This is a genomic window from Nocardiopsis sp. LOL_012 (genome assembly GCF_048060475.1).
Taxonomy (GTDB): domain Bacteria; phylum Actinomycetota; class Actinomycetes; order Streptosporangiales; family Streptosporangiaceae; genus Nocardiopsis.
This window is the reverse complement of the sequence record NZ_JBHMIV010000001.1, coordinates 108,937-122,092: the sequence shown is the minus strand read 5'-3', so window position 1 is coordinate 122,092 and position 13,156 is coordinate 108,937. Positions and strand designations below refer to the sequence as shown.

Here is a 13,156-nt window from a genome sequence, read left to right as displayed (position 1 = left end):
CGAAGGGGGCCGGAGATACTGAGGCCCGTGTCCGGCCAGGGTCCGGCCCGCCAGGCCGGGTCGTGCGCGCCCAGGCCGTGCCCTCCCCGTTCAGCGCACCGAACAGAAAGGGCCGACCATGACGCAGAACATGGACACGGCGCACCAAGGGACCGACCCCCGCGGTCCCGCCCCCGGGAAGCGGGAACGCAGGGCACCGGGGGCACGCACACAGCGAGGGGCGCTGGGCCAGTGGATCTGGATGGTCTCGCTGGGGATCGTGATGACGGCGTTCCTGGCCATCATGGTGCCGCCGTACCTGACCCTCGACCCAGACCAGTCGGGGGTCGTCCTGAACGAGGGCTTCTCACTCCACTACCCGATGGTCATCGTGCACGTGGCGTTCGGAATCGTGGCCCAGCTGTCCATGTTCCTCCAGGTCTGGCCATGGCTGCGCCGGAACCACCCCGTGGTGCACCGGTGGGGCGGGCGCGTCTACGTCTTCGGCGGTGTCGTGCCCTCAGGGCTGTCCAGCCTGGTCCTGGTCCCGTTCCATCCGACCGCGGGCACCATCGGTGTCGGCGTCGCGGCGGTCCTGTGGCTGCTCACCACCGCGATCGGCCACGTGCGGGCGCGCCAGCGCCGCTTCACCGAGCACCGCAGGTGGATGATCTACAGCTTCGCCATCGTGACCGGCCTCAACTTCTGGGGTCTGGCCATCGTCATGGCCGGCCAGATGATCTCTCCCAGCCTCGACATCGACTACCTCTTCGAGGCGGCCCGCTGGTTCGGCTGGATGCTCAACCTTTTCATCGCGCAGTGGTGGCTGGAGCGGACCGCCGGGCGCCCGTTGGCGGGCGTAGCGGACACGGTTCGCAGATGAGAGATCCCCGTCGGCTACAGGAGGAATTGATGGAAGACCGCTGCCCCGTCGTTATCGACCCCACCGGTGAGGACATCCACGGCGAACTCGGCCGTATCCGCGCACAGGGGCCCGTCACGCGTGTGGAGCTGCCCGGAGGCGTCGCGGCCTGGTCGATCACCGGTTACGAGAGTGTCCGCGAGGCGCTGAGCGACCGGCGGTTCTCCAAGGACCCGCGCAAACACTGGCCGGCCTACGCCGCCGACGAGCTCGGCCCCGACTTCCCGCTGATCAGCTGGGTGGAGATGGACAACATGACCACCGCGCACGGCAGCGACCACAGCCGCCTGCGCAGACTGGTCGCCCAGGCGTTCACCCCGCGCATGGTCGAGGCGATGCGACCGCGCGTGGAGGAGGTGGCCGGACAGCTCCTCGACGAACTGGAGAAGACCCCGCCCGGCGAGTCCGTCGACCTCAAGGCACGTTTCGCGCACCCGCTGCCCGCACAGGTCATCTGCGACCTGTTCGGGGTGCCCGAGGAGGCCCGTCCCGCGATACTCCGCGGTCTGGAACTCGACGTCGACACCACGCTCAGCCCGGAGGAGGCCGCGGCCAACGTCGAGCAGTGGCAGCGGGACATCCAGGCCTTCGTAGAGGCCAAGCGGCGGTCGCCGGGTGACGACCTCACCAGCGGCCTGATCGAGGCCCAGGAGGCGGGGCACGGGCGGCTCACCGACTCCGAGATCGTGGGCACCCTCAACCTGATGCTGGGTGTGGGCACCGAACCGGTGCAAAACCTCATCTGCAACGCGACGCGTGCCCTGCTGACCGACCCCGAACAGCTCGCGCACCTCAAGGAAGGGCGCGTGGACTGGAACGAGGTGTTGGAGGAGACCCTGCGTACGGAGGCGCCCGTCGCCCATCTGCCCTTCCGCTTCCCCGTGGAGGACGTCGAGATCGGCGGGGTGACCATCCCGCGCGGAGAACCCGTCCTCATCGGCTTCGCGTCCGCTGGGCGCGACCCGGTCCTGCACGGCGAGGACGCCGACCGGTTCGACGCGCTGCGTGCGGACAAGGAGCACCTGGCCTTCGGATACGGCGTCTACCGGTGCATCGGAACCCCGCTGGCGCGGCTGGAGGCCCAGATCGCTCTCTCCGCGCTGTTCGACCGCTTCCCCGACCTCTCCCTGGCGGTCTCCCCGAACGAGCTGCGCCCCCAGAGTACGTTCATCATGAACGGCAACGACGAACTGCCGGTGTGTCTCACCACCACTGTCTCCACCGGTGGCGGCTGACCGGCCCCGCACCGCCCGGGGCCGTCCGGCGTGACCGGACGGCCCCGGGCGCCGTCTACATCCCCTGGCGCCCCAGCGGGGTCAGGTCGAGGTAGTTGAACACGAACGGCAGCGCGTCCAGCCCTCGCGAGTAGGCGGAGTAGGTGTGGAACACCTCCCCGCCAACGCGCAGGAACACACTCACCCCGGGCAGCTCACGTCCCCAGATGTCCCAGGGGCCGACGGCGGCCTCGTGCTCCTCCTTGCTCCGGTAGTTGATCTGCACCGGTGCGACCGACTCATCCAGCGTCACGTGGTAGTCGTAGTTGAAGTCGCTTCCGGCCGAGGAGTAGTACGGGAAGTCCCAGCCCTTGCGCTCCTTGTACGCCTGGATCTTGCTGAACGGCGCGCGGGACACCACGGCGAGCGTGACGTCGTTGGCGTGCAGATGGGGCAGGTGCCCCAGGTCGTCCATATCGGAGGTGCAGCTCGTGCACGCCGCGTCCCACTCGGGCTCGAACATGGCGTGCTGCACGATGAGCTGACCGCGGCCCTCGAAGAGGTCGACCAGTCCGACCCTTCCCTCGGGCCCCTCGAACACGTACTCCTTCTCGACACGCACCATGGGCAGCGCCCGGCGACGGGCGCTGACCTCATCCCGTGCGCGTGTGACCTCCTTCTCCTTGACCAAAAGCTCCTTTCGGGCTGCGAGCCACTCTTCTCGGGTGACGATCTCCGGGAGCTCCATCCTCAATCCTCCTGTTCGTCGTGCCGCCGCTACGGCGCTCCGGTGTTCCTACGGGTCGAATGGGGGTGGGGGTGGTGCGGGCGCCCGGCTCAGTCCACGGCGGGGCGGGGCCGTTCCACGGCATGGTCGCCGCCCTCCGGGGCGGGCTCGGCGCCGCCGTCCGCGGGCCCGTCCTCACCGATGGGTGGGACGTGGCGCAGGGCGGCCCAGCCCGCCACCGCCAGGACCACGAAGAGGGCGGCGCTCAGCAGCGCGATCGTGTTCATTCCGTCCGCGAACGCGGCACGCGCGGGGTCAGCCAGATCCGCCACGACCGAGGCCGGCAGGTCGGCCACCGCCTCCACGGCGCCCGCGAGGCTCTCGCGGGCGGACTCCAGGGCCGACGCCGGCGCGTCGGCGGCCTGCACGTCCGCCATCTGGTAGCGGTAGACAGCGGTACCCGCACTGCCCAGCAGTGCCACTCCCAAAGCGATTCCCAGCTCGTTGCCGGTCTCCGACATCGACGCGGCCGAGCCCGCCTTGTCGGCCGGGGCCGAGCCGACGACCATGTCGGTCCCCAAGGCACCGAAGGGCCCCACACCCATGCTGACCAAGGTGAAACCGACCACTGTGAACGCCAGGGCCGAAACTGGGCCGACCTGGCTCAGAAGCAGGAACCCGGCGGTCGAGACCAGGAGCCCCACGGCGATGACGGTTCCCGGGCGCACCCGCTGCGAGATGATCGGCGCGGTGATCGAGGCGAGCACCATCACCAGGGCGGGGACCATCAGCCACAGGCCGGCGCGGAAGGGTGAGAGCCCCTCGACGAGCTGGAGGTACTGGCTGACGAAGAGCATGATCGCGCCGTATGCGGCCGAGCCGAGCAGGAGAACGGCCAGGGCGGCGCTGAAGGCGCGGCTGGAGAACAGGCGCAGGTCCACGAGCGGGTTCGCCAGCCGCCGCTGCCGACGCACGAACAGCACACCGAAGAGCACACCGACCGCGATGGCGGCGCCGGGGATCAGCGGGGCCTCGACCCCGTTGGCCGCGAACTCCTTCAAGCCGTAGACCGCCGGAAGGATGGTGGCCAGGGACAGAACGACGCTGGCCGGGTCCAGCCGCCCGGCGTCGTCGGCACGGGACTCGGGCAGTAGGAACGGTCCGGTGACCAGCAGCAGGAGCATCACCGGCACACCCAGCAGGAACACCGACCCCCACCAGAAGTAGGCCAGCATCGCCCCACCGATCACGGGGCCGATGGCCAGACCGCCCATGAAGCAACTCATCCACACTCCGATGGCGAGGCCTCGCTGGCGGGGGTCGGTGAACATGTGGCTGATCAGAGCGAGCGTCGAGGGCATCAGGGTGGCACCCGCGATCCCCAGTGCCGCCCGCGCGGCGATGAGCATCTCCGCACTGACGGAGTAGGCGGCCAGCACCGAGGCCAGGCCGAAGAGCGCCGCCCCCGTCAGCAGCAGTCGGCGCCGCCCGACGCGGTCGCCCAGGGTGCCCATCGTGATCAGGAACCCCGCGATCATGAAGCCGTAGATGTCCATGATCCAGAGCTGCTCCGTGGCGCTCGGACCCAGGTCCCTGCTCAGGTGCGGCAGCGCCAGGTAGAGCACGCTGACGTCCACCGACAGCAGCAGGGTGGGAAGCGCCAGCACCGCCAGTCCGGTCCATTCCCTGCGCCCGGCGCCGACGGCGGTGCGCGGAGCCGTTTCCTCGTACATGGGTCCTCTCCTCGATTCGTCGCTAGGCCCGGCAGAGCCGGGTACGGCTCGTGCTCCCGAAGGGCCTCCTTCGTGGAACACGTCGGAGCCCGCGCGGGAATCTCGACATCCCGTGCGGCCGGATCGCGGACTTTTTCTCCCACTCCAGGCGGACACGCCTACGGCCCCGGTGGGCGCTTGGGTCGCCACCGGGGCCGTAGACCGTGCCAGTCCGGGGTGTGAGGTGTCCCGGGTGCCTGTGAGGGCTCCGGGCCCGGGGCTCACAGGCGGTATGGTCGGGTCACGTCGCGGACGGGGAGAGGACGCCGTCGTTCCCCAGCCGGGACAGCACCTCGACCACCGCACGTGAGGCTCGCGCGACCTCGTCCTCCTCGATGACCAACGGCGGCGCCATGACGATGACCGGACCGTAGAATCTGGTAACCACGCCGTGCTTGCGGTGGATCTCAGCGACCGCGCCCGCCGCGGCCTCGATCGGGAGAGGAGCACGCGTCGCGCGGTCCGCGACGAGTTCGATCCCCACCATCGCGCCCTCGACGCGGACCTGTCCCACGGCCGCCAGCCCTTCGGCGGGGGCTAGCCCCTTCCGGAACCAGTCGGCGATCAGCCGTGACCTGTCCAGCAGCTTCTCCCCCTCGATCAGGTCGAGGTTGGCCAGGGCGGCGGCGCAGGAGACGGGGTGTCCGAAGTAGGTGAAGCCGTGCACGAAGCCCTCACCGCTGTTGAGCACCTCACCGATCTCCCGACTGATGAGGACCGCCCCGAGGGGGGCGTAACCACTGGTGAGCCCCTTCGCCGTGACGATGAGATCGGGGTCCATGCCCCGCTCCGCCGAGTCGAACCACGCGCCCGTCCGACCGAAGGCGGTGACCACCTCGTCGGCGATGAGCAGGATGCCGTGGCGGCGGAGGACCTCGCGCACCCTGGGCCAGTAGTCCGGCGGAGGAGCGACTACACCACCGCCGGCCATGACCGGCTCACCGATCATGGCCGCCACGTTGCCCGCCCCGAGCCGATCGATGGTCCGCTCCAGCTCGGCCACCAGGAAGTCGGTGACGTCCTCTCCGCCGTACATCTCGGGGTGGAAGGGGAAGGGGGGCGAGACCTTCTCCACGTGCGGGAGGTTGGGGCCGATGGCCTCGTGCATCAGGTCGAAGCCGGTGATGGTCCCGCTGCCGTAGCTGGAACCGTGGTAGCCCATGTTCCGGCCGATGATCCAGGTGCGGTCCGGTTCCCCCCTGCGGTGGTGGTAGGTGCGGGCCGCCTTGACGGCCGTGTCCACGCCCTCGGATCCCCCGCAGGTGAAGAACACCCGGTCGAAGGGCTCGGGGGCCAGCTCGACCAGACGCTGGGCAAGACGCACGGATTTGTCGTTGGAGAACTCGGCGAAACTGGTGAAGTATCCCAGTGCGGAGGCTTGGTCGGCCATGGCACGGGCGATCTCCTGCCGCCCGTGGCCTACGTGCGAGAGCCAGTTGCCGCCCCCCGCTGCGTCCAGGAGTCGGTTGCCGTCCGCGTCCCACACGGTGCAGCCCTCGGCGCGCACGACGACGCAGCGTTCACTGGCGCCGCCCGGCAGGAGGGGGTGGATCAGGTGACGCCGGTCCAGTTCCTCCAGTTCACGGGCGGGTATCGGCTGTGTTGGTTTCGTTGGGGAGATCGTCACGAGCACTGCTCCCATCATGAGGGTGGGTCTTGACACGCATCCAAGCGAAAAGGGAACTGGAAAAGAATTATCCGACACCGGACGGGTTATTCTTTTTCCTGGTCGGATTCCTGGTCGGATCAGCGCACATAATGCCTGAATTCGCAAAAATAATCGTATCCATTTTCGCACTCCAGGCTCTTCTCACGGATTGCTGACCACTCATCGCACCTGATCAGAAATCTTCTCCCGAGAAGGAAGAGAGCCGCCGAGAATCAGATCGGAAGCCTTCTCAGCGATCGCGATCGTCGGTGCGTTCGTGTTGCCGCGCACCAGGCGGGGCATCACGGATGCGTCGGCCACCCGCAGGCCGTCGACCCCCATGACCCGCAACTCGGCGTCGGTCACCTTGCCCATGGCACAGGTTCCCGCCGCGTGGTAGAGCGTCTGGGTGTGTCGGCGGACGTAGTCGCGCAGGTCGGTGTCCGAGTCCGACACGGGCGCCGCCAGCGCCGTCTCGGTGTAGGGGGCCAACGCGGGCTGCCGGGCGATCTCCAGGGCGGTGCGCACCCCCTCGACCGCGGTCTCCAGGTCGGCCGCGTCTTCGTAGTACCGGTGCGTGATCACCGGTTTGGCGGTGGGGTCGCTGGAGGCCAGCGTGACCTCGCCCCGGCTTCGAGGGGCCAGGACACACGCTCCGAAGGAGATACCGTGGCCGCTCGGGGTGCCGAGCCCGCCCTCCGTGAAGGCGACCGGCAGGCAGCTGAACTGGAGGTCGGGGTCGGCGGAAGCGGCCCGGGCCGTCCGCACGAACCCTCCGGACTCGGGGCCGTTGGACGTCAGCATCCCGGTGCGTTCGCGCAGGTACAGGCCGACGTTGTGCTCCGCCCCCGCCTCCAGCAGGCTCACCGGCTGTGAGTGACCGAACACCAGCCAGGTCTGCGGATGGTCCTGGAGGTTCGCGCCGACCAGTGGATGGTCGGCTACGACCGGAATGCCCAGCCGGCCGAGCCGCTCGGCCGGACCGATACCCGACAGCATGAGCAACTGGGGCGAGTTATAGGCCCCTGCCGAAAGGACGACTTCCCGCTCGACCCCGATCTCGAAGTCCTCACCCGGCCGTCTGCCGACCACCCCGACCGCGCGCCCCGCCTCCACCACGATCCGGTGTACCCGGGCTTCGGTCAGGACCGTGAGGTTGGGGCGCCGCTCCGCCTCCCTCAGGAACGCCACGGAGCTGCTGCACCGGGAACCGTCGCGCTGGGTGACCTGGTAACGGCCGAACCCCTCCTGGGAGGGGCCGTTGAAGTCCGGGTTCAGACCGAATCCGGCTTCACACGCCGCCCGAACGAACGCCTCCGACATGGGGTTCCGGGAGCGCCCGTCCGCGACCGAGAGCGGCCCGCCCACCCCGTGGTGTTCGCACGGACCACGCTCGTTGTCCTCCGAACGCGTGAAGTAGGGCAGCATCTCCGCGAAGCTCCAGCCCGGCTGCCCCCAGCCGTCGTAGTCGGCCCGGGCACCACGCGTGTAGACCATGCCGTTGATCGAACTACTGCCGCCCAGGACACGCCCGCGCGGCAAGTAGATCCTGCGCCCGCCGCAGTAGGGCTCCTCGTGGGTGTCGTAGTCCCAGTCGACCTTGGTACGGAAGAGTCTGGCGGCGGTGGCCGGAACACGGATGTCCTCGGAGTCATCCGCCGGTCCGGCCTCGATCAGACAGACACGGGCGTCGGGGTCCTCACTCAACCGTGCCGCCAGGACACAGCCGGCCGAACCGGCGCCGACGATCACGAAGTCGTACATGGGAGTCCTCCTGTCCCTGGGGGCTTCCTGGGCCGGTCACCGCGTCACGGCTCGCCGGGGAACACGCGGTAACAGGATCACGGGCCCGCCCATGGGGGGTCCTCTTCCGGTGTGCGCGATCCGACGGGCGGAGAGGACCGGAAACGGGCGCCGGTCAGGCCAGCCGCTCGGCGCGGGCCCGGAGGTAGTCCCGTTCGGGGATACTGGTGGTCCGGCGCGCGGCGAGGCGGTACTGCTCACGGGCACCCGTACGGTCCCCGTCCATCTCCAGCAGGTGGGCTCGGGCCGCGGCGAGCCTGTGGTGGCCGGCCAGCCTGGGATCGGCGTCGAGGGTGCGGAGCCGCTCCAGCCCGGCTCGGGGGCCCCGCACCATCGAAGCGGCGACCGCGTGGTTGAGCGCGACCATGGGACTGTCGGAGAAGCGCTCCAACACCCCGTAGAGGGCGAGGATCTGCGGCCAGTCGGTGTCCTCCGGCCGCCGGGCCTCGGCGTGCACCGCGGCGATCGCGGCCTGGAGCTGATAGGGGCCCGGACTGCTGCCAGCGAGCGCGGCACTGACCAGCCGCACCCCCTCGGCGATCGCCTCCCGGTCCCACCGTCCCCGGTCCTGTTCGGCCAACGGCACCAGAGCACCGTCCCGCGTGGTGCGCGCCGGACGCCGCGCCTCGTTGAGGAGCATGAGCGCCAGCAGCCCCGCGACCTCGCCGTCCTCCGGCAACATCCGGGAGAGGACACGGGTCAGGCGGATGGCCTCACCGGTGAGTTCGGCACGCTGGAGCCTGGCTCCGGAAGAGGCGGTGTACCCCTCGTTGAAGATCAGGTACAGCACGTGCAGCACCGCGTCCAACCGGTTGATCGACTCCGGCCCCTGCGGCATCCGGAACTCCGCCCCGGCAGCGCGGATGCTCCGCTTGGCACGGCTGATCCGCTGGGCCATGGTGGGTTCGGGCACGAGGAAGGCGTGGGCGATCTGCGCCGTGGTCAGCCCACCGACGGCTCGCAGCGTCAGCGCGATCTGGGAGGAGCGCGACAGCGCCGGGTGGCAGCACAGGAACAGCAGGACCAGGGTGTCGTCGTGGCGTGCCTCAGGCACGGCGTCCGCGGAGGGAGCGATCCATTCGTCGACCGGCCGCCGTGCCGCGACGCCGACCTCCCGGCGCCTGCGCGCCCACTCACTGCGGAGGTGGTCGGTCGTACGCCGCGAGGCGACCCGGACCAGCCACGCACGGGGGTCGTCGGGCACACCGTCGCGGGGCCACTGCCGCACGGCGGCCAGCAGTGACTCCTGCACCGCGTCCTCGCAGACATCGAAGTGCCCGTGGTGGCGCACACACGCCGCGAGGACCTGGGGTGCCAGGTCCCTCAGCAGGTCCTCCAACTCCCTGTGGAGCCTCACATCTCCATCCCGGCCCCCTCCATGAGGGGGCGGACCTCGACGGCCACCAGCCGGGAACCGGGGATGCGCGAGGCGATCTCGACGGCACGTTCCCGGCTCTCGCAGTCGACCAGGTCGTATCCGGCGAGGTGCTCCTTGGCCTCGACGAAAGGGCCGTCCGTCACCTCCGCGGCTCCGTCGCGCACCCGCACCGTCCGGGTGTTCACCGGATCGGCCAGCGGGGCGCCCGCGAGCCACTCGCCGGACTCGACGAGCTCGCGTGTCAGTGCGTCGTGCTCCTCCGCCAGGGCCGCGCGCTCCTGTTCGGTCAGCGCCTCCCAGCCGGCGGGGTTGCTGTAGATGAGCAGCATGTACTTCATGGTCTCGGCCTCCCAAGGGAGATGATGGCACGGGAACCGTTGCGCTGTCCCGGATCCGCCGCCGGCGCGGGTACGCGGTGCGGTGCACTCCGCACCGCGTACCCGTCCTCCCCCGTTCGGGGCGGCCCGCTTATCCCCCCGGACGCACTCAGATGTAGAAGGTGTTGGGCTCCAGGCCGCACAGCAGCCGCCCGTAGAGTTCGAGGTTGGTGTTCGGGTGCAGGATGGCGTGCAGGTTGATGGTCGCGATGTCACGGGAGATGCGCTGCATGGGCACGGTCTCGTAGATCGAGGAGGCACCACTGGCGGTCTGGAGGATGTCCACCGCCTCCTTGGCCCGCAGGCAGGCGAAGCCGGCGTGCATGCGGACCCGGGCGCGCTCCTCCAGGGTCCACTGATCGCCCGCGGCATTCTTGGTGTCGAGCAGGTCCGCGGCGCTGTGGGCGTGGAACCACGCCTCGTCGATCCGCATCTGGGCGTCGGCCACCTGGAGGTGGGTGAGGGGGGCTTCGCTCTGGCTCGCGTAGGTCGTATAGGTGATGCCGCGGTGGGGCAGGCGCTCGAAGAAGACGTCCCTGGCCGCCATGGCCAGGCCCAGGGCACTGCCCATGGCGGTCACGCACGCGGTCAGCAGAAGCGGGGCTCGGTAGGTCGGCCGGTCGGCGTTGAGCCGGGAGGCGTAGTGCTCCTGCAGGGCCGGTCCCATCGGCAGAACCCGTGACCCCGGGATGAAGAGGTCCTCGGCGACCGTGGTGACACTGCCGGTCCCGCGCAGACCGGAGGTGTGCCAGTCGTCGACGATCTTCAGGTCCGACACGGGCGCGAGGGCCATGATCGGCTGCTGGCCCCCGTCAGGGGTGGGCGCCATGGCCACAAGTGAGTTCCACTGGCTCTGCGCGGCCCCGGTGTTGAAGGACCAGCTGCCGTTGACGACGAAGCCTCCGTCGGCCTCGGCCGCCGTCCCGGTGGGACTCAGCAGCCCGCACACACGGGTGTCACCGGAGGCGAACACCTCCTCCTGCGCCTCGTCGGGGAAGAGCCCGGTCAACCAGTTGCAGATCGACCACACCGACACCGTCCACCCAGCGGAGCCGTCGCCGCGCGCCACCTCGGCGATGACCTCTACGGTGGTGCGCATGTCGCATTCGTAACCGCCGTAGCGGTGGGGGACGCGCATCTTGAGGAATCCGGCTTCGGTCATCTTCCCGACCGCTTCATCGGGCAGGGTCCGGTGCTCCTCGGCCCAGGCCGCGCGCTCCCGGAAATAGGGGACGAGTTCTGAGGCACCGCGCACGAGTTCCTCCCGTGACGGCGCCGTGACGACGTTTTCCACTGAGACCTCCTTGACGATCACGACCTGGGGCGGTGGGGAAAGGTGCCCTCGGGACCTCCGGCCCGTGCGTGGCCCTCCCACTCCACCGACCCTGGCACTCGCGGGTGGCGCCGAGCGTCTCCGCGATTGCGTACCCGTCCCCGGGCCCGGAACGGCATCGGGGACAGCCTTCCTCAACGGGCGAACTGCCCCGGCTTGCGCCCCTCACCGGCCGGCCCTCGGTAGGCCTGGGCGATGTCGAGCCAGTGGTCGGCGTCGGCCCCCTCGGCGGTCAGGTCGAGGTCGTCGCGGTGGCGGCGGCGGGTGACCAGCAGGCAGAAGTCCGCGGCGTCCCCGGTGATCCGCTGTTCGGCCCCGTCGGGACCGAACTCCCACTTGTGGCCGGAGGGCGAGGTGAGCTCGAAGCGGAACTCGGTGTCAGGCGGGGTGAGACCCCGGGACTGGTAGCCAAACTCCCAGACCATCACGGAGAAACCCACGACGTTGCCGATCCGGTCGGTGCGCTCGACGGTCGTGCCGAGGGCGTCGGCGATGTCCTGGCCGTGGGCCAGGGCCTCCATCATGCCCGCGCAGGCCAGGATCCCCGGCGGGATCGGGCGCACGAGCCAGGGCAGGGGCTGGTCGGCGGGGGCGGCCGCGAGCGCCTCCGCGGCGAAGTCGCGTTCGGCCCGCCAGCGGGCCAGCAGCGCCTCGGGGTCGTCCAGGGGGTAGGTGTCCAGGACGGCGTTGACGGCGCCGTCGAAGTCGTCGGCGGCCTGGGCCGTCATCCGCTCGAAGGCCGCCGCGTCGGAGGCGGCGGTTCCTGCGAGCCGGTACACGAAGCACAGGTGGGCGACCTGGTGGGCGATGGTCCACCCCTCGGCCGGGGTCTCGCGCGCCCAGTCGGCGGGGGCGAGTCCCTCGACGAGGGAGTCGATGACCTCGGACTCGGCCCGCAGGTCGGCGATGACCGCGGGCAGTTCGGTGATCACGTTGGGCAGGTTGTTCACGTCTGGTTCCCTCTGTTCTGTTCGATGCGGCGGGCGGATGCGGCGTTGCGGGCGGTGGTGTGGCGGGCCGCGGCCATCGCGGCCCAGGACACCGCCCTGACCAGGTCGGCGTCGTCGGCCCCGGCGCTCCTGCACTCGGCGACGGTGTCGTCGCCGACCTGGAAGGAGGCGCGCGCGGTGAGCAGGGCCAGCCGCCCCCAGGGGCGGTCGGAGGGGGGCAGCGCGTCGACGTGCTCCTCCACCCAGGCACGGCCGATCCCCGCGGGTCCGGCGCCGTGCGCGGCTAGGTGGTCGCGGACCAGCGCGCGCACGCTCTCCGGGAGCGCCCGCGCCCCGGCCGCGTCGACGGCGGCGGCCGCCCCGGCCAGGACCCCGGCGATCCGCGGCTCCCCGAGCGCCCAGCGCAGGTCGTCGGGGACGGACGCGTTCCGGGCCTGCTCGGGCAGCAGTTCCAGCGACGTGTCCGGCGGCAGCGGCCGCCTGGCCCGGGCGGCGATCACCGCCCCCGTGGCGCGCCGCAGCGGCCCCCGCACCGGCCCGGGCGCGAACCCGGGCAGGGGCGAGTCGGGCAGGAACACGTTGACCAGGCGGTTGATGTGCTGGAAGGTCAGTTCGACCGCGCCGAGTTCGGCGCGCTCGGCTGGGGTGACCGACCCCAGCGTTCTGGGGGCGGGGGTGTCGGCGCCGTCCCCGGTCCCGTCCAGGGAGCCGAGGGTGGCGCCGTGCACCTCCACGCAGTAGGGGCAGTCGTTGGACCGGGACACGGCCGTGGCCACGGCCTCCCTCTCCTCGCGCCGGGTGCGCCCCGGTACGAGCAGCGACTCGCGCAGCACCGTCCAGGTCGCCGCCGCGCACTCGGGCGCGGGCGAGAGCACGGCCACGGGCGGGGCGAGGACGCCGAAGTCGCGTTCGATCCGCCCGTAGAGATGGGCGGCGTCCCCGCGGGCCCGCCCCGGAGGGGCGGGCCGGACGTAGCGCGCGTCACCGAGCGAACGGCGCACGGCCGCCCGCAGGAGGATGGGGAGCACGGAGAGCCTCCTACCGTCTCGAAGC

Annotated in this window: 11 protein-coding genes; 2 read left to right on the top strand and 9 right to left on the bottom strand. The window is 70.6% G+C overall.

The genetic code is table 11. From position 1 onward, the window contains the following. The first annotated feature begins 118 nt into the window (after positions 1–118). Both ACFHWE_RS00505 and ACFHWE_RS00500 read left to right on the top strand, forming a co-directional pair. Complete coding sequence (locus ACFHWE_RS00505) at positions 119–862, top strand: DUF2306 domain-containing protein (RefSeq protein ID WP_416598523.1); 744 nt, start codon at positions 119–121, stop codon at positions 860–862. 29 nt (positions 863–891) lie between these two features. Then, entirely contained in the window at positions 892–2,136 is a 1,245-nt protein-coding gene (locus tag ACFHWE_RS00500; protein WP_416598522.1) for a cytochrome P450 family protein, read from the top strand. Positions 2,137–2,191: 55 nt separating this feature from the next. On the opposite strand, the gene ACFHWE_RS00495 is transcribed toward ACFHWE_RS00500, so the two are convergent. The 9 genes from ACFHWE_RS00495 to ACFHWE_RS00455 all read right to left on the bottom strand — a co-directional run bounded on the left by ACFHWE_RS00495 (position 2,192) and on the right by ACFHWE_RS00455 (position 13,131). Beyond that, complete coding sequence (locus ACFHWE_RS00495) at positions 2,192–2,863, bottom strand: DUF899 domain-containing protein (protein ID WP_416598521.1); 672 nt, start codon at positions 2,861–2,863, stop codon at positions 2,192–2,194. A gap of 89 nt (positions 2,864–2,952) precedes the next feature. Then, a complete protein-coding gene (locus ACFHWE_RS00490; protein WP_416598520.1) occupies positions 2,953–4,575 on the bottom strand; it encodes an MFS transporter in 1,623 nt (540 codons plus the stop codon). A 280-nt stretch (positions 4,576–4,855) separates the two neighbouring features. Continuing rightward, positions 4,856–6,241, bottom strand: a complete 1,386-nt coding sequence (locus tag ACFHWE_RS00485; RefSeq protein ID WP_416598519.1) for an aspartate aminotransferase family protein — start codon at positions 6,239–6,241, stop codon at positions 4,856–4,858. A 201-nt stretch (positions 6,242–6,442) separates the two neighbouring features. Further along, a complete protein-coding gene (locus ACFHWE_RS00480; RefSeq protein ID WP_416598518.1) occupies positions 6,443–8,026 on the bottom strand; it encodes a GMC family oxidoreductase in 1,584 nt (527 codons plus the stop codon). 154 nt (positions 8,027–8,180) lie between these two features. Then, a complete protein-coding gene (locus ACFHWE_RS00475) occupies positions 8,181–9,422 on the bottom strand; it encodes an RNA polymerase sigma factor (protein ID WP_416598517.1) in 1,242 nt (413 codons plus the stop codon). Continuing rightward, positions 9,419–9,781 carry a YciI family protein gene (locus tag ACFHWE_RS00470; protein ID WP_416598516.1) on the bottom strand — a complete coding sequence of 121 codons (363 nt, stop codon included), beginning with the start codon at positions 9,779–9,781 and terminating at the stop codon, positions 9,419–9,421. Before ACFHWE_RS00470 ends, ACFHWE_RS00475 begins: the two co-directional genes overlap by 4 nt. A gap of 148 nt (positions 9,782–9,929) precedes the next feature. Continuing rightward, on the bottom strand, positions 9,930–11,114 hold the full coding sequence (locus ACFHWE_RS00465) for an acyl-CoA dehydrogenase family protein (RefSeq protein ID WP_416598515.1): 1,185 nt from the start codon (positions 11,112–11,114) through the stop codon (positions 9,930–9,932). 173 nt (positions 11,115–11,287) lie between these two features. After that, positions 11,288–12,103, bottom strand: coding sequence for a TIGR03084 family metal-binding protein (locus ACFHWE_RS00460; protein ID WP_416598514.1), 816 nt, complete (start codon positions 12,101–12,103; stop codon positions 11,288–11,290). Further along, the gene (locus ACFHWE_RS00455) at positions 12,100–13,131 is read right to left on the bottom strand and encodes a carboxymuconolactone decarboxylase family protein (RefSeq protein WP_416598513.1); all 1,032 of its coding nucleotides are present in this window, start codon (positions 13,129–13,131) and stop codon (positions 12,100–12,102) included. The genes ACFHWE_RS00460 and ACFHWE_RS00455 overlap by 4 nt, the downstream gene beginning before the upstream one ends. Between the last annotated feature and the right edge of the window lie 25 nt (positions 13,132–13,156).